The sequence below is a fragment of the Variovorax sp. 20P10.2.4 genome, from assembly GCF_058244205.1.
This window is the reverse complement of sequence record NZ_JBZAYE010000121.1, coordinates 1-16005: the sequence shown is the minus strand read 5'-3', so window position 1 is coordinate 16005 and position 16005 is coordinate 1. Positions and strand designations below refer to the sequence as shown.

Below are 16005 nucleotides of genomic sequence, written 5' to 3'. Positions count from 1 at the left end.
CCGATCAGGCTGCGCGCCCAGTAGCGGCGTCGGGTCGCCTCCTCGCCCATGAAGGCCTGGTAGGTCACGGGCGACGGCCGCTTCCATTCGCCGCGTGCATCGCGGTAGTCGGGGATGCCCGATTCGGTGCTGCAGCCCGCGCCGGTCAGCACGAACAGCTTGCGGTGGCGCGTGGCGAAATCGGCGAGCGCGGCGGCGGTGGCGTCCATGCGGGGAGCATACGTGGGCCGGGCCAGGGCCGTGCGCACGGGGGAAATCGGGGCCGCCGTTGCGGCCGCGCGCCGTCCTTCCTACGATGCCGGCATCCCCCACGAGGAGCTCGCATGAAAGTCCAGGGCGCCTGCCATTGCGGCCGCATCCGCTACGAAGCCGAGGTCGACCCCGAGAAGGTCGCGCTGTGCAACTGCACCGACTGCCAGGTGCTCTCGGGCACCGCCTACCGCGTGTCGGCCACCGTGCCGGCCGCCAGCTTCCGGCTGCTCGCGGGCACGCCGAAGGTCTACGTGAAAACGGCCGAAAGCGGCACGCGGCGGCGCCAGAGCTTCTGCGAGCACTGCGGCACGCCGATCGCATCGAGCGCGGACAGCGACACGCCGCCGGCCTACTCGCTGCGCATCGGCCCGCTGGCGCAACGCGCGCTGCTGCCGCCGCGGCGCCGGCAATGGTGCCGCTCGGCGCTCGACTGGTCGCAGGACCTCAGCGCGCTGCCCGCGGTCGAGGGCCAGGCCACCTGAAGCCTCAGGCGGCGGCGATGCGCCCGTCGCGGAAGTGCACGACGCGGTCGGCCACGCCGAAGTAGCGGTCGTCGTGCGAGATGACGACCAGCGTGTGGCCCTTGGCGCGCAGCTCCGGCAACAGCTCGGTGTAGAACTGGTGGCGAAAGCTCGGATCCTGGTCGGCCGCCCATTCGTCGAACACCATCACGGGCCGCGCCTCGACCCAGGCATGCACCAGCGCGAGCCGCTTGCGCTGGCCGGTCGAGAGATCGATGGTGCTGAAGGCGCCGTCGTTGACCGCCACCTTGCCCTCGAGCGCGAGCCGCGCCAGGCCGGCGCGCGCGAGGTCGTCGCGCTGCGCGTGCGTGAGGCCGGGCTCGTCGGTCAGCGCCTCGAACAGGTGGAAGTCCGAGAGCACCGGCGAGAACAGCTGGCGGTAGGTGTCGCGGCTGGCGTCGGTCACCGCCTCGCCATCGACCGTCAGCGTGCCGGACTGCGGCAGGTAGAGGCCGGTCAGCAGCTTGAGGAAGGTGGTCTTGCCCGAGCCGTTGTCGCCCGCAATGAAGAGGATCTCGCCGCGCGCGATGCGCAGGTCGATCGGGCCGAAGACGAACGGCGCGGCGACCTGCGCGGCTTGCGCGCCGTCCTCGGCTTCCGCGGGCGCGAAGGCGTAGCAAACGCCGCTGAGCGCGATGGCCTCGGCGAAGGCCGGGCGCGCCCCCGTGCCGACGACCGCATCGGCCAGCCCGGGTTCCGGGCTCTCGAAGCGCTCGGTCAGTTCGGCGACCCGGCCCAGCGCCACGCGCGCCCGAGCGAAGAACGGCAGGAAGCCCAGGACCTGGTCCATCGGCCCCTTGAGGTAGAGCAGCGCCAGCACGAATCCGCTGAGCGCCTCGGCCGACAGGTTCCAGAACCGGGCCGCGCCGAAGACCACGGCGATGAACAGGAAGTACAGCGCCGAGCCGGCCTCGTGCGCGAACGAGAAGGCATCGCCGGCCTTCACGCTGGCCTGGCGGATGTCGTCGACGCTGCGCAGGATCTCGCCCTGATAGACCTGCGCGCGACGGCCGCGGCTCAGGCGCAGTTCCTTGGCCGCGTCGCCGAGCCGGCGCCAGGCCTTGTGCAACGCGTCCTCGCCCTCGCGCGCCGCGTCGAAGCCGGCGATGGCACGTTCGAGCGCCAACCGGTGGATCGCGATGCCGCCCGCCATCACCACGGCCAGCAGCGCCGCGAGCTGCCACGAGAGCCAGACCAGCCAGCCCAGGCAGCCGAGCACGATGGTCGCGGAGACCACCGTCATCGGCAGGCCCAGGCACAGGCCGCTCACCATGCCGATGTCGTGCGTCAGCACGGGCGTCAGCCGGTGGGTGCGGAAGCGCTCGAGCTCGTCGATGGGCGCCGCGAGGATCCGCTGCGCGAGCCGGGTCCGCAGGCTGCGCAGGATGTCCTGCCCGATGCGGTTGGTGAGCGCGTCGGAAAGCACGCGTCCGGCCAGCGTGAGCAGTGCGAGGCCCACGAAGGCCAGCGCCAGGCCCGAGGCCAGTCCGCCCTCGGCATGCAGCATGCGGTTGATGAGCGCGAGCAGCGCGACCGTCGCGACGCTGCCGCCGACGCCCGCGAGTGTCGCCACGCCGAGGCCGAGCGCATGGCGGCGCAGCAGGCCGTTCGGGCCCAGGAAGAGATCGGTGGTGGAGGCTTGGGCTTGGGGCATTCGGGCTGGTTCGACGAAACGAAGGCCGCATGGCGCGGTCCGGCAGCGAGAAGGCCGCGGATCGTAGCAGCCGGGCGAAGCCGCCCCGCCCCGGGCTCAGCCTTGCGAGTGGCCGGGCTGCAGCAAGTCGCACCACATGTGCACTTTGCCCAGCAGTTGGCCGTCGAGCGCGATCGCCAGCGGCTCGACGCCGAAAGACTGAAAGCCGCAGCGTTCGTAGAGCCGCTGGGCGGCATCGTTGCCTTCGGTCACGGTGAGCTGCACCAGGCGCAGGCCCGGTCGCTGGCGGGCGTGGTCCAGCAACGCCAGCACCAGCCGGCGGCCGAAGCCCGCCTGCCGGGCCGATTCGGCCACCGACATGCCGAACAGCGTCGCCTTGTGCCGCGCGCGTTCGCGCCGCTCGAAGCTCAGGCCGGCCGCGCCGACCAGCCCGCCGGCGTCGAAGGCACCATAGACCACGTCGGCCGTGTCGTCGCCCGGCGCCAGCCGCTCTTCCCACCAGCGCAGCGGCAAGGCGCCGCGCTCGGCCGCCGTCGAGGTGAAGGCGCTGCGATGCCGCTCGTAGGCATCGAGCATGCGCGCGCGATAGGCCACCGCGTCGGCCGGCACCAGCCGCCGGACGACATCCGTTGCAGTCTTCTGTTCAGAACCGGACACAGACGGCCTGTCTTTCCTGCAGCACGGCCTCCTGCGCGAAAGCCTGGCGGTAGGCCGCGATGACCTGGGCGATGGCCGCGTCGGCCTTGTCGTCGCGCGGATGCAGCAGCACCACGATCTTCGAGGGCTCGCGCACCACCGCGCCCGCCTCGCCGCGCCACTGCCCCACGGCGTCGATCACGCTGAGGCCCTGCGGGAAGGCCGGGGTCACGGTGCGGTCGAGGAAGCGCAGCCACTCGGCCTCGGACACCTGGCCGCCGGTGGGAATGGCGCGGCCGAAATAGAGGGTGTCGCGCTCGAAGGGCGAGAGGCCTGGGGCGCAGGCCGCTGCGCCTGGCGCTGCGGTCGGCGAGGTGGCGAACGAGCCGCATCCCGACAGCGACAGCGCCAGCATCGCGGCTGCGAGCCCGCGTGGGAATCGTCGCGTCGATGGCATCGGCATGAACGACCCCGCAGGTTCAGCGCGACGGCGCGATCGCGTCGGCGTAGTCGTAGAGCGCGCCCAGCAGTTCCTCACCCTGCTCGTCCACCGTCTCGGACAACGCATCGATCTCGGCGAACAGGCCCTCGACGGTGCGGGCGCCGCCCTCGCCCTCGAACAGCCGTGCCGCGCGGTGCTCTTCCCAGCGCTGCGTCTCTTCCTCGCTCAGCGTCTCGGGCCAGTTGCGCGCGCGGTAGCGGAACACGATCTCCTCGAGCCGCCCGTCGTCGAAACCGGTACGGTCCTTCGCGAGTTCGGCCGGCGAGAGCGTGCGCAGCTGGTTGAGCCGGCGCCGGTCGCCATTGCCGACGAAGCCGCCGTAGAGGTCCTCGTCGACATCGGGTGTGGCCTCCTTCGGCCGTTCGTAGACCTTGGCCCAGATCGCACTCATGTCGGGCAGGTCGCGCGCGATCGCGGCATGGCGCATGGCCGTGTCGAGGTCGATGCCCCAGCGCTCGGCCATGGGCGCCGCCAGCGTGCGCAGGTTGCCCACCACCATCGGCGACTTGTTGAGGTGCACGCCCTTGATCGGCAGCCTCACCACGCCCTCGGGCAGTTCGGCGGCGCGCGTGAACATGCGCAGCCGCACGGTGTCGGCATCGAGGTCGCGCAGCTCGCTCGGGTCGTGCGCGAGGTCCCAGGCCAGCAGCTCGTTCTTGTTGGTGGGATGGCTGGCCAGCGGCCACATCACGGCCAGGCAGCCGCGCTCGGCCGGGAACATGCCCGAGACGTGCAGGAAGGGCTTCGCGGTTTCGCGCACCGCCGGCAGGCCGAGCTCGCTGGCCACGCGGTCCTTGCGGTGCAGCGCGAAGGCGAAATCGAACAGCTTGGGCTGCGCGTTGCGGATCAGCCGCGCCAGCGCGATGGTGGCGCGCACGTCCGACAACGCATCGTGCGCCGACTCGTGCAGCAGGCCGTTGGCCTTGGCGAGGTCCTCGAGCTTGAAGCTCGCGCTGCCGTCCTCCTTCTTCGGCCACTGGATGCCGTCGGGCCGTAGCGCATAGGTCAGGCGTACCACGTCGAGCAGGTCCCAGCGGCCGCATTCGTTCTGCCACTCGCGCGCATAGGGATCGATGAGGTTGCGCCAGAACAGGAAGCGGGTGACCTCGTCGTCGAAGCGGATGGTGTTGTAGCCCACGCCGATGGTGCCGGGCTGCGAGAAGGCGCGCTCGATCTGCGCCGCGAACTCGTGCTCGGGCAGGCCGCGTTCGAGGCACAGCTGCGGCGTGATGCCGGTGATCAGCGTGGCCTCGGGACTCGGCAGGTAGTCGGGCGCGGGCTTGCAATAGATCATCAGCGGCTCGCCGATCTCGTTGAGCGCCGCGTCGGTGCGGATGGCGGCGAACTGCGAGGGCCGGTCGCGGCGAGGCACGGCGCCGAAGGTTTCGTAGTCGTGCCAGAGGAAGGTTTGAGCGGTCATGTCGTTGTGGGAAAGCAAAAGCGGATACCGGGTGCGGCGCCCGGCCTCAGAGCAGCGGCGACGACAGCCGCGCGATCGAGTCGCCGAGCCGTTGCCAGAAAGGCTGCGGACGGTGCGCGCGCACCGCGGCCGAGCTGTGCAGGTCGGTCTCGAACTGCGCCGCCAGCGGCCGGGCCAGGGCCGGACCATAAACCACCGCGCAGACCTCGAAGTTGAGCCGGAAGCTGCGGTTGTCGAAATTCGCGGTGCCGATCATCGCGCAGTCGTCGTCGACCACCAGCGTCTTGGAGTGCAGCATGCGCGCCTTGTACTCCCACACCTTCACGCCGGCGGCGATCAGTTCGTCGAAGTAGGAGCGCGCGGCGGCGCTCACGATGGCAGAGTCGCTGCGCCGCGGCACCAGCAGCCGCACGTCGACGCCGCGCAGCGCGGCGCTGGTGAGCGCCATCAGCGCGGGCTCGCCGGGCACGAAGTACGGCGTGGTGAGCCAGGCGCGGTGGTTGGCGTTGTGGATCGCCTCGACGTGCATGCGGTGGATGGCTTCGAGCGTGTTGTCGGGTCCGCTGGTGACGATCTGCACCGGGATCTCGCCGGCCTCCACCTTGGGCAGCATGGCGTCGAGCCCGTCGCCGAAGCTGTGCAGGTCCTCGCCGGTGGCATAGGTCCAGTCCTCCATGAAGGTGGTCTGCAGCCAGCGCACGGCACTGCCTTCCACGCGCAGGTGCACGTCGTGGTAGGCGTCGGGACGGGTGCGCTTGTCTTCCTCGTCCGTGATGTTGACGCCGCCGGTGAAGCCCACGCGGCCGTCGCACACCACGATCTTGCGGTGGGTGCGGTAGTTGGTCACCGGGCGCAGGCGACGGCCGATCTTGGTGTCGTGGAACAGCGCCACCTGCACGCCCGCGGCCAGCATCGGCGCCATGAACTTGCGGCCGATGCGCTGGGAGCCCAGCGCATCGATCAGCAGCCGCACCTTCACGCCCTCGCCCGCGCACGCCACCAGCAGGTCGCGCAGCGCGGTGCCGATGGTGTCGGGCTCGAAGATGTAGTACTCGAGATGCACGTGGTCGCGTGCCGCGCGCACCGCCTCGAAGATCGCGTCGAAAGTGCGCGCCCCGCCCGAGAGCAGCTCGACGCCGGTGGCGCTCGACACCGGGATGCCGCAGGTCGCGGTGCCCAGCCGCGCCATCTGCTGCAGCGCCGGTGGCGCATGCTCGGCCGCGTCGCGCAACCGCGCCAGGTCGGCCTGCGCATTGGCGTTCGCACGGGTGCGCAGGCGCTTGAGCCGCTGCTTGCGCAGGCGCTGCGGCCCGAGGAAGTAGTAGATGACGAATCCCGCGAACGGCAGCAGCGCCAGCGACAGGATCCAGCTCATCGTCGACACCGGCGCGCGCTTCTGCATCACTATCCAGACCGACAGCACGGCGATGTAGCCGCTCCATGCCAGGGAGAGGCCGGTTTTCCATTCGGGACTGAGTTCGGGGAGGATCAAGGCGAAGCGATCGGACGTCGGGGCCGGCCCGAGGACGCCGCAGGCATCGGGAAAAGGCGCGATCGGCCTAGCCGCACGCCACTTTCCATCCCTGAAGCGCCCGCCCGAGGAAAAGAAAAAAGGCCGGCAGCGCGATGCTACCGGCCTTTTGAGGACGAATGTCCCGTCGATCGGCGGGGATCAGCCGGTCGCGGCTTCCTCGGCCTCGGGCTTCGACTTGCCTTCCTTCTTCGGCAGCGGCTGGATGTCGAGCAGCACCTCGTCCTTCTCGTCGAGATCGACTTCCAGGCGCCCGCCTTCGGTCAGGCGGCCGAACAGCAGTTCGTCGGCCAGTGCACGACGGATCGTGTCCTGGATCAGGCGCTGCATCGGCCGTGCGCCCATCAGCGGATCGAAGCCCTTCTTCGCCAGGTGCTTGCGCAGCTTGTCGGTGAACGTGACCTCGACCTTCTTCTCGGCCAGCTGCGTTTCGAGCTGCAGCAGGAACTTGTCGACCACGCGCAGGATGATCTGCTCGTCGAGCGCCTTGAAGTTGACGATGGCATCAAGCCGGTTGCGGAATTCGGGCGAGAACAGGCGCTTGATGTCGCCCATTTCGTCGCCGGCCTGCCGCGGGTTGGTGAAGCCGATGGTCGCCTTGTTCATGGTCTCGGCACCCGCGTTCGTCGTCATGATGATGATGACGTTGCGGAAGTCGGCCTTGCGCCCGTTGTTGTCGGTCAGCGTGCCATGGTCCATGACCTGCAGCAGCACGTTGAAGATGTCCGGGTGCGCCTTCTCGATTTCGTCGAGCAGCAGCACCGAGTGCGGCTTCTTCGTGACAGCCTCGGTCAGCAGACCGCCCTGGTCGAAACCGACGTAGCCCGGAGGCGCGCCGATCAGGCGGCTCACCGCGTGACGCTCCATGTACTCCGACATGTCGAAGCGGATCAGCTCGATGCCCATGATGTAGGCGAGCTGCTTGGCCGCTTCGGTCTTGCCGACGCCCGTGGGACCCGAGAACAGGAACGAGCCGATCGGCTTGTCGCCCTTGCCCAGGCCCGAACGCGCCATCTTGACGGCCGAAGCCAGCACCTCGAGTGCCTTGTCCTGGCCGAACACCACGCTCTTGAGGTCGCGCTCGATCGTCTGCAGCTTGCCGCGGTCGTCGTTGCTGACGTTGGCCGGGGGAATGCGCGCGATCTTCGCGACGATTTCCTCGACCTCGGTCTTGCTGATGGTCTTCTTGCGCTTGCTCGCCGGCAGGATGCGCTGGGCCGCGCCCGCTTCGTCGATGACGTCGATCGCCTTGTCGGGCAGGTGACGGTCATTGATGTACTTGGCGCTCAGTTCGGCCGCGGCCTGCAGTGCGGCCACCGCGTACTTCACGCCATGGTGTTCTTCGAAGCGCGACTTCAGGCCCTTGAGGATGTCGACGGTTTCCTGCACCGAGGGCTCGACCACGTCGACCTTCTGGAAACGACGCGACAGGGCCGCGTCCTTCTCGAAGATGCCGCGGTATTCGGTGAAGGTGGTCGCGCCGATGCACTTGAGCTGGCCGCTCGAGAGCGCCGGCTTCAGCAGGTTCGACGCGTCGAGCGTGCCGCCCGAGGCCGCGCCGGCACCGATCAGGGTGTGGATCTCGTCGATGAACAGGATCGCGTTCGGCTTGTCCTTGAGCGACTTGAGCACGCCCTTGAGGCGTTGTTCGAAATCGCCGCGGTACTTGGTGCCCGCGAGCAGCGCGCCCATGTCGAGCGAGAACACGTTCGACTCGGCCAGGATCTCGGGCACGTCGCCCTGCGTGATGCGCCATGCCAGGCCCTCGGCGATCGCCGTCTTGCCCACGCCGGCCTCGCCGACCAGCAGCGGGTTGTTCTTGCGCCGGCGGCACAGGATCTGGATCACGCGCTCGACCTCATACTCGCGGCCGATCAGCGGATCGATCTTGCCGTCCTTGGCCATCTGGTTGAGGTTCTGCGTGAACTGTTCGAGCGGCGAGGCCTTCTCGTTCTTCTCGCCGCCGCCTTCTTCGCTCTCGTTCGAAGAGGCTTCGCTGTTGCCCTTGACGGCTTCCGGCGGATCGCTCTTCTTGATGCCGTGGGCGATGAAGTTCACCACGTCGAGGCGGGTCACGCCCTGCTGGTGCAGGTAGTAGACCGCGTGCGAGTCCTTCTCGCCGAAGATCGCGACCAGCACGTTGGCGCCGGTGACTTCCTTCTTGCCGTTGCCGGTGGACTGCACGTGCATGATGGCGCGCTGGATCACGCGCTGGAAGCCCAGCGTGGGCTGGGTGTCCACATCGTCGGTACCCGCCACCTGGGGCGTGTTGTCCTTGATGAAGTTGGTGAGCGACGCCCGCAGGTCGTCGACGTTGGCCGAGCAGGCGCGCAGAACTTCCGCGGCGCTCGGGTTGTCCAGCAAAGCGAGCAGCAAATGCTCCACGGTGATGAACTCGTGGCGCTGTTGCCGGGCCTCGACGAAGGCCATGTGCAAGCTGACTTCCAGTTCCTGGGCAATCATGTGATTTCCTTTTTGCCTTGCTGTAAATAAGTTCTCAGATGGGTTGGAGCTTGCCTAAATCAACAGGTTCATTCCACGGGTTCGCTGACACATTGCAAAGGATGCCCTGCCTGCTTGGCCGCCTCCATCACCTGGTTGACCTTGGTGGCCGCCATGTCGCGGGAATAGACCCCACAGACGCCGCGGCCATCGAGGTGGATCTTGAGCATGATCTGGGTGGCGCTTTCGCGGTCCTTGCTGAAGTACTCCTGCAAGACGACGACCACGAACTCCATGGGCGTGTAGTCGTCGTTGAGCATGACCACCTGGTACATCTGGGGAGGCGCCGTTTTCTGCGGACGCCGCTCGAGGACGACCGAATCTCCGTCGTCTCGCGCCGGTTTGCGCACCGGTGGCGTGGGAGGGGTCGAAGGAATTCTCGTTGCCATGAAAAAGATTCTATAGAGCGTGCAAGCGCCGTGCCGGCTCGGGAAAAGCTGGTGGCGAGAATTCGACAAATCAAGAGGCTTGCGTCTCATACGCCGTCAAAAATCCGTTCAACGGATTTTGACGATATCCAGCGCGGATATTCCGCGGAACAGGCTTTCGGGGGACTGGCAATTTGGGCCCTTGGGCGTGTTCGGCGGGCGGCGGTTCCGTTGGGAGATCGGTAATTTCCTTGGCGCCGAGGTCTTGCAGCCAGGGTTCTGGGCCGGAATGGGCCCCACAGCCCGGGAGCGCTTCCGCCTTTTTCGCCGCGCCTATCGGGCCAAATGGCTTCTCCACCGCCTGCATCGGGGCCCTCGCCCCCTCGCGTCCTGTCCGTAAACATCACGCCGACAGCCCGCCGTCTCACCCATCGGCAGCCAGAGCGTTCACAAGCCCCGGGGGTGCACTTGCAACAATTTCGGCAGGCAGCACGGCCGGCACAGGCAAGGTGCGCCCGCGGAATGCCCCCTGCACGCCGCCCCGTCGGAGGCGCAAATGGCTTGCCAAACTGTTTCAAATGACGCGGCTCGGGTGCGTCGGCGCAGCGCTCGCCAACCGATTCGGCGCCGCCTCGGGTCGCCACCCGACAGCCGCCTGGGTTCAGGCAGCCGTTTTCAACGGGAATCCGTAGCAATACGCCCGCAGATGTATGTCATGCCCGGTTGAAATTCAAGCCGAGGGATGAACCCAGGTGAAAGCACCTCAGGCGTACTCGATGTGGCAGGCGATGCGTTTCCCGGCACCGCGTGGCGATCCGTCCGCAAGCATCTCGGCGCCATGGCTTCGGAGGCTCACGTGCATGCGGACGATCTCGCGCTTGTCCCGCAGTGCGTCGAGCCAATGTCCCGACAGCACCGGCAACAACTGCTGCTCCATGAACGCGACGAGTTGCCGCGCGCCGGTGTCGTGGACCCGGCATCGCCCGATGACATGAGCGACAAGATCGTCCGCGTAGCTCAGATCGATGCCGTGCTGCTCACCCATCCGGTCCGCGATGCGCTGCAGATGCAGCGCGGCGATGCCGGCCATGATCGGCGTCGACAGCGGCAGGTATGGCACCACCGTCACGCGGTCGAGAAAGCCAGCGGAAAAGACGCGGCGCAGCGGCACTGCCAGGCCTGAACACAAGGCGTCGGCCGAGGGCATCGCTGCCGGATTCCTGCAGGCATGCTCGATGAAGGCCGAGCCGACGCTGCTGGTGAGCAGGATCGTGGTGTGGCGAAAGTCGACGCGTTGTCCTTCGCCGTCCTCCAGCCATCCCCGGTCGAACACCTGGCAGAAGACCTCGTGCACATCGGGATGAGCCTTCTCGATCTCGGCCAGCAGCACGACGCCATAGGGCCGGCGGCGAACGGCCTCCGTGAGCACGCCGACCTCCCCGTATCCGACGCTGCCCGAAGGCGCGCCCCGGAGCATCGCCACGCTGTGAGGCTCCTGGAACTCGCTCATGTTCAGGGTGATGAGGCTCTGCTCGCCGCCGTGCATTGCCTCGGCCAAGGCCAGCGCCGTTTCGGTCTTGCCGACACCGGGAGGCCCGGCCAGCAGGAACATGCCGGCGGGCTTGCACGGATCCGTGAATCGCGCGTGCGCCGTCTGGATGCGCCGCGCGATGATGTCGAGCGCGCCCGCTTGGCCGAGCACGCGCTGTTCGAGCACCTGCCGCAGCTGAAGCACGGCCAGGGCCTCGTCGGTGAGCAGCCGCCCGGTGGGAATGCCGGTCCACTCGGCGACGATCTTCGCAACCACCGCTTCGTCGACCTGAAGGAAGACTTGCGGCGTGTCTTGCTGAAGGCCTTGAAGCTCCTGCTCGAGCACCGATGAATCGAGGTGCGGAAGATGGTCCGGCTCACCCTCACCCTCCGTTCTTTCTTCTACCCTCAGCGCCTGGATCTGCCGGACCAGCGCCTTCTCCCCCCGCCACTTGTTCTTCTGCGCCCTGAGCTCATCGCGGATCTGCTCGAGCGAATCGCGCACCGCGATCAGCCGTGCCAACCGGGTCTCGCACCCCCGGGCCATCCTGGTTTCGTCGCGCAGCAGCCCGACCTCGACGGCGAGCGCCGCGATCCGCTGCCGCAGGCCCGTCACGGCCGGTGGCGGCACATGCAGCGACATGGCCACGCGCGCACAGGCCGTGTCGAGCAGGCTGATGGCCTTGTCTGGCAACTGCCGCGCAGGCAGGTAGCGATGCGACAGCACGACGGCGGCGCGCACCGCCTCGTCGAGCACGGTCACGCCATGGTGCACCGCGAAGGTGGTGGCGAATCCCCGCACCATGTCGATGGCGTCCGCCGCCTGCGGCTCCATGATTTGCAGCACCTGGAAGCGGCGCGCGAGCGCAGGATCCTGTGCGACGTGCCGCTTGCATTCACGCCGAGTGGTGGCGCCGATGACGCGCAACGCACCGCGTGCAAGAACCGCCCTCAGGAGATTGGCGCTATCTCCCGCACCGTCCCGGTCACCTGCGCCGACCAACGCATGCAACTCTTCGATGAACAGGATCACCGGCTGCGTCGACTGCGTCGCTTCCCGCAGCAGTGCCTCGAGCCTGTGCTCGAACTCTCCATGCGCGCCGGTACCGGACAATAGGGCGCCGACGTCGAGGCTCAGCAGGCGCGCATGGCGCAACTTCGGCGGGACCTCGGCCCTGGCGATCGCCAACGCGAGCCCCTCGACGACCGCGGTCTTGCCCACGCCGGCCTCGCCGGTGAGCAAAGGGTTGTTCTGGCGCCGACGCAACAGGATGTCGACCATGGCGCCGATCTCCCGGCCACGGCCGATGACGGGGTCGATCCGCTCCGCGCGTGCATGCTCGGTGAGATCGGTGCAGTAGACGGCCAGCGCGGACCCAGCCGAGGTGGCTGGTGCCATCGCGAGACCAGCTTCGCAGGGAAACACCGACACGGTGCCCGAGCCATCGTGAGGCCCTTCCGATTCTTCGGGTGACCCCTTCACGAGCGCGAGCAGCTCATCGGGTCGCCGTTCGATCGCCAGGGCGCGAAATGCGGGCGATATCTCGAACAGCACACGCCGAAGCTCCGGGGTCTGCAGCAACGCGCTCATCAGTTGCACTCCGCGGATGCAACGGCTGCCGAACTCGAGACTGGACAAGAGCCAGGCGCGCTCGATCGCGGCTTCGATGTGGTGCGAGAAGTCGCTCAACGACGAAGTGCCGGCGGGCAGGCACGACAAGGCCGCGGCAAAACCCTTGTCGAGCAGTGGCAGGCTGATGCGATGGTGATGGCACAGGCGATGCAGGTCGCCATCTCCGGCCTGACGGAGCTGGTGCAGCCAGTGCACGAGTTCGACATGCGGATTGCCGCGCAGCTTCGCGAACGCCGTCGCCGATTCGATCGCGCGAAACAGCGTGGGGTCGAGCTTCAGGAACAGTGCTCGCCGAGACAAGATCATGGCTGGCCATCCCCTCGCTCACGCTGCATGCATGCCTGCGCGAAGCGATGCGCGGCTTGCGCGCATGGCGGCATCGATCGCGACTTCTTCCTGTCCCTCATCGTGCACTCCCCTGATCCTCTATGCGCACGATTCTGTCGAGGCAGTAGCGTGTTTTTTCGTCCCCAGTTTTCAGCAATAGTTAAATGCGCGTAGGCATCACCTCGTCCGTGATCTTTGCCCCCAACGAGTCTTTCCGGACCGTCAAAAGAGACCCGCGCGGCAAAGAAAAAGCCCCCGAGGCTCGCGAGAACGTCGGGGGCTTGTGACTGTCGCTTCGGCGTTCGAGAGCGCCGAGCGCGGGATCACATGTTGTCGATCATCACCTGGCCGAAGCCCGAGCAGCTCACTTGCGTGGCGCCGTCCATCAGGCGGGCGAAGTCGTAGGTGACCTTCTTGCTGGCGATCGACTTTTCCATCGCGCTGATGATCAGGTCGGCGGCTTCCTTCCAGCCCATGTGGCGCAGCATCATTTCCGCCGAGAGGATCTCGGAACCGGGGTTCACATAGTCCTTGCCGGCGTACTTGGGCGCGGTGCCGTGGGTGGCTTCGAACATGGCGACGGTGTCGCTCAGATTCGCTCCCGGGGCGATGCCGATGCCACCGACCTGCGCGGCGAGCGCGTCGGACACGTAGTCGCCGTTGAGGTTGAGCGTGGCAATGACGCTGTACTCGGCGGGACGCAGCAGGATCTGCTGCAGGAAAGCGTCGGCGATGCTGTCCTTGACGGTGATGTCCTTGCCGCTCTTCGGGCTCTTGAACTTCATCCACGGACCGCCGTCGATGAGTTCGGCACCGAATTCCTTCTGGGCCAGGGCGTAGCCCCAGTCACGGAAGCCACCTTCGGTGAACTTCATGATGTTGCCCTTGTGCACCAGCGTGACGCTCGACTTGTCGTTGTCGATCGCGTACTGCAGCGCCTTGCGCACCAGGCGCTCGGTGCCTTCTCTCGACACCGGCTTGACGCCGATGCCCGAGGTGTCGGGGAAACGGATCTTCTTGACGCCCATTTCCTCTTGCAGGAACTTGATGAGCTTCTTGGCCTTGTCGCTCTCGGCTTCGAACTCGATGCCGGCGTAGATGTCTTCCGAGTTCTCGCGGAAGATGACCATGTTGGTCTTGTGCGGCTCGCGCACCGGGCTGGGCACGCCTTCGAAGTACTGGATGGGGCGCAGGCAGACGTAGAGGTCGAGTTCCTGGCGCAGCGCGACGTTCAGCGAACGGATGCCGCCGCCGACGGGGGTGGTCAGCGGGCCTTTGATCGAAACGACGTAGTCACGGACGGCGTGCAGCGTTTCTTCGGGGAGCCAGACATCGGGACCGTAGACCTTGGTCGACTTTTCGCCGGCATAGACTTCCATCCAGTGGATCTTCTTCTTGCCGCCGTAGGCCTTGGCCACCGCCGCATCCACCACCTTCAGCATCACGGGCGTGATGTCCAGTCCAGTGCCGTCGCCTTCGATGAAGGGAATGATCGGCTGGTCGGGCACATTGAGCGAGTTGTCGGCGTTGACCGTGATCTTCTGGCCTTCGGTCGGGACTTTGATGTGCTGGTAGCTGGACATGAGGGGAGGAAGACTCCGGAGTGGAAGTAATTCGGTGACGACTGTCTGCGAATTCAGACAGCGAGGGGGATTCGCTGTACAGCCCGCGAACAAATCGCTGTACATTTTAGACGCAACCCATCAGTGGGCGTTTGTCAACCTGCGGGCCGCCGGCCTCGTTAGTGCCTGACCTTCTGCTCGCCGGGAGGCGTTTCCAACCAATTCTCGATAGAGGAATCCATCAATGAGCAAACTTCTCGCAGTCATGATCGCTGGCCTGTTCGCAGCCGGCGCCTATGCCCAAAACCCGGCTGGCACCACCCCCGAGCAAGGGAACGCCAGCAACAGCAAGGCGCAGCAACGCGCTGAAGCCCGTAAGGACGCACGTCCCGCTGGCAAGGTGGCCGCTCCCGCTGGCGACATCGCCAAGACGCCCGAAGGCGGCGCCATCGGCACCGACAAGGCTGCTACCTCCGGCGAGAAGCGCGCTGAAAGCCGCGACCAACGTCGTCGCAACAAGGACGGCAGCGTGAAGCGCAAGTCGACCCAAGGCGGCACGCCCAACTAAGGATTCGTCCTCTTGAAAGAAAGCGCTCCATCGGGGCGCTTTTTTTTCGCGCTCATTTTTTGCTCATTCTTCCGGGGCCCGCACTGTCAACCGCAACGAATGCTTTCCGTTGAACATGCACCTCCACAGGGAGGTGGTCCATATCTAACAATCTCAAAGGATTTGTCATGAAGAAGCTGTTCGCTGCCCTGGTCGCCGGTCTTGTCGCATTCGGTGCCTTTGCCCAACAACCCGAACCCGCCGCAGCAGCTCCCGCCGCTGCCGCCACCAAGGCCAAGGCGCCGACCAAGAAGCACGCCGCCGCCAAGAAGCACAAGGCTCGCAAGGTGGCCAAGGCCCACGTCGCCACCAAGAAGGCGTAAGCTAGCCGCCTTCACAGGCCATGCCCGCCAGGCCCGCTTCCGCGGGCTTTTTTCATGGGGCCGGGCACGGCCTTCTTTGTATGGAAGAGTCTGAAAGAACCCCGATGCTCCAGCGTTTTGCCGCCCTGTTGGCCTTCTCCGTCGCCGCTTCCGCCGCCCTGCTCGCTCCGGCCCACGCCCAGCAGGAACCCCAAACCAACCTCGCCCGCACCAAGCTGTCGATCGGCCTGTACACCATCGATGCGCAGATCGCCCAGGCGCCGGTCGAGCGCCAGGTCGGCCTGATGTTCCGCAAGGAAATGCCGCAGGCCGAAGGCATGATCTTCGTGTTCGAGCAGCCCGCCACCCAGTGCTTCTGGATGCGCAACACGCTGCTGCCGTTGACCGCAGCCTTCGTGGCCGAGGACGGCCGCATCGTCAACCTGGCCGACATGAAGCCGCAGACCGACGACTCGCATTGCTCCGAGGAGCCGGTGAAGTACGTGCTCGAAATGAACCAGGGCTGGTTCAAGAAGAAGAACATCAAGAAGGGCGCGAAGATCACAGGCGAGCTGTTCGCCGCGGGCAAGCGCTGAGCCCCCTCGCCGGCCGCGCACCGCCAAGCTATATCGGTTGGCCCAACAAAAAGCCCCGCGTC

14 protein-coding genes are annotated in these 16005 nt (G+C 66.8%); 4 read left to right on the top strand and 10 right to left on the bottom strand.

The features are described from left to right. Window positions 1-209: Sir2 family NAD-dependent protein deacetylase (locus AC27VN_RS14350; protein ID WP_490876954.1), on the bottom strand; the 209-nt coding region annotated here is incomplete at its 3' end. 114 nt (window positions 210-323) lie between these two features. On the opposite strand from AC27VN_RS14350, the gene AC27VN_RS14345 reads away from it, so the two are divergent. Continuing rightward, window positions 324-734: a GFA family protein gene (locus AC27VN_RS14345; protein WP_093342201.1), complete on the top strand. Its 411-nt coding sequence runs from the start codon at window positions 324-326 to the stop codon at window positions 732-734. Between the two features lie 4 nt (window positions 735-738). Here the strand turns inward: AC27VN_RS14345 and AC27VN_RS14340 are convergent, their stop codons facing one another. The 9 genes from AC27VN_RS14340 to icd form a co-directional block, all read right to left on the bottom strand. Further along, window positions 739-2427: a cyclic peptide export ABC transporter gene (locus AC27VN_RS14340; RefSeq protein WP_490876953.1), complete on the bottom strand. Its 1689-nt coding sequence runs from the start codon at window positions 2425-2427 to the stop codon at window positions 739-741. A 96-nt stretch (window positions 2428-2523) separates the two neighbouring features. After that, window positions 2524-3084, bottom strand: coding sequence for a GNAT family N-acetyltransferase (locus AC27VN_RS14335; RefSeq protein ID WP_490876952.1), 561 nt, complete (start codon window positions 3082-3084; stop codon window positions 2524-2526). Then, window positions 3071-3478: a DUF3574 domain-containing protein gene (locus AC27VN_RS14330; RefSeq protein ID WP_490876951.1), complete on the bottom strand. Its 408-nt coding sequence runs from the start codon at window positions 3476-3478 to the stop codon at window positions 3071-3073. The genes AC27VN_RS14335 and AC27VN_RS14330 overlap by 14 nt, the downstream gene beginning before the upstream one ends. Window positions 3479-3542: 64 nt before the next feature. Continuing rightward, window positions 3543-4985, bottom strand: a complete 1443-nt coding sequence (sbcB, locus tag AC27VN_RS14325; protein WP_490876950.1) for an exodeoxyribonuclease I — start codon at window positions 4983-4985, stop codon at window positions 3543-3545. Window positions 4986-5031: 46 nt separating this feature from the next. Further along, window positions 5032-6477 carry a cardiolipin synthase gene (gene cls / locus AC27VN_RS14320; protein WP_490876949.1) on the bottom strand — a complete coding sequence of 482 codons (1446 nt, stop codon included), beginning with the start codon at window positions 6475-6477 and terminating at the stop codon, window positions 5032-5034. Window positions 6478-6657: 180 nt separating this feature from the next. After that, complete coding sequence (gene clpA / locus AC27VN_RS14315; protein WP_093342208.1) at window positions 6658-8979, bottom strand: ATP-dependent Clp protease ATP-binding subunit ClpA; 2322 nt, start codon at window positions 8977-8979, stop codon at window positions 6658-6660. Between the two features lie 68 nt (window positions 8980-9047). Further along, window positions 9048-9407, bottom strand: coding sequence for an ATP-dependent Clp protease adapter ClpS (clpS, locus tag AC27VN_RS14310; RefSeq protein WP_093342210.1), 360 nt, complete (start codon window positions 9405-9407; stop codon window positions 9048-9050). Window positions 9408-10149: 742 nt separating this feature from the next. Continuing rightward, complete coding sequence (gene tssH / locus AC27VN_RS14305; RefSeq protein WP_490876948.1) at window positions 10150-12855, bottom strand: type VI secretion system ATPase TssH; 2706 nt, start codon at window positions 12853-12855, stop codon at window positions 10150-10152. 344 nt (window positions 12856-13199) lie between these two features. Beyond that, window positions 13200-14459, bottom strand: a complete 1260-nt coding sequence (gene icd / locus AC27VN_RS14300; protein ID WP_093342214.1) for an NADP-dependent isocitrate dehydrogenase — start codon at window positions 14457-14459, stop codon at window positions 13200-13202. A gap of 223 nt (window positions 14460-14682) precedes the next feature. On the opposite strand from icd, the gene AC27VN_RS14295 reads away from it, so the two are divergent. From AC27VN_RS14295 to AC27VN_RS14285, 3 genes are all read left to right on the top strand, one after another. Next, window positions 14683-15006: a cell envelope biogenesis protein TolA gene (locus AC27VN_RS14295; RefSeq protein ID WP_490876947.1), complete on the top strand. Its 324-nt coding sequence runs from the start codon at window positions 14683-14685 to the stop codon at window positions 15004-15006. Window positions 15007-15173: 167 nt separating this feature from the next. After that, window positions 15174-15368 (top strand): hypothetical protein, encoded by a 195-nt coding sequence (locus tag AC27VN_RS14290; protein ID WP_490876946.1) that lies wholly within the window; start codon window positions 15174-15176, stop codon window positions 15366-15368. Between the two features lie 104 nt (window positions 15369-15472). Then, the gene (locus AC27VN_RS14285) at window positions 15473-15943 is read left to right on the top strand and encodes a DUF192 domain-containing protein (protein ID WP_093342217.1); all 471 of its coding nucleotides are present in this window, start codon (window positions 15473-15475) and stop codon (window positions 15941-15943) included. The last annotated feature ends 62 nt before the right edge of the window (window positions 15944-16005 follow it).

Coding starts and splice junctions, on each gene's coding strand:
- AC27VN_RS14345 (WP_093342201.1), top strand. CDS start 324: ATGAAAGTCCAGGGCGCCTGCCATTGCGGCCGCATCCGCTACGAAGCC.
- AC27VN_RS14340 (WP_490876953.1), bottom strand. CDS start 2,427: ATGCCCCAAGCCCAAGCCTCCACCACCGATCTCTTCCTGGGCCCGAAC.
- AC27VN_RS14330 (WP_490876951.1), bottom strand. CDS start 3,478: ATGCTGGCGCTGTCGCTGTCGGGATGCGGCTCGTTCGCCACCTCGCCG.
- sbcB (WP_490876950.1), bottom strand. CDS start 4,985: ATGACCGCTCAAACCTTCCTCTGGCACGACTACGAAACCTTCGGCGCC.
- clpA (WP_093342208.1), bottom strand. CDS start 8,979: ATGATTGCCCAGGAACTGGAAGTCAGCTTGCACATGGCCTTCGTCGAG.
- clpS (WP_093342210.1), bottom strand. CDS start 9,407: ATGGCAACGAGAATTCCTTCGACCCCTCCCACGCCACCGGTGCGCAAA.
- tssH (WP_490876948.1), bottom strand. CDS start 12,855: ATGATCTTGTCTCGGCGAGCACTGTTCCTGAAGCTCGACCCCACGCTG.
- icd (WP_093342214.1), bottom strand. CDS start 14,459: ATGTCCAGCTACCAGCACATCAAAGTCCCGACCGAAGGCCAGAAGATC.
- AC27VN_RS14295 (WP_490876947.1), top strand. CDS start 14,683: ATGAGCAAACTTCTCGCAGTCATGATCGCTGGCCTGTTCGCAGCCGGC.
- AC27VN_RS14290 (WP_490876946.1), top strand. CDS start 15,174: ATGAAGAAGCTGTTCGCTGCCCTGGTCGCCGGTCTTGTCGCATTCGGT.
- AC27VN_RS14285 (WP_093342217.1), top strand. CDS start 15,473: ATGCTCCAGCGTTTTGCCGCCCTGTTGGCCTTCTCCGTCGCCGCTTCC.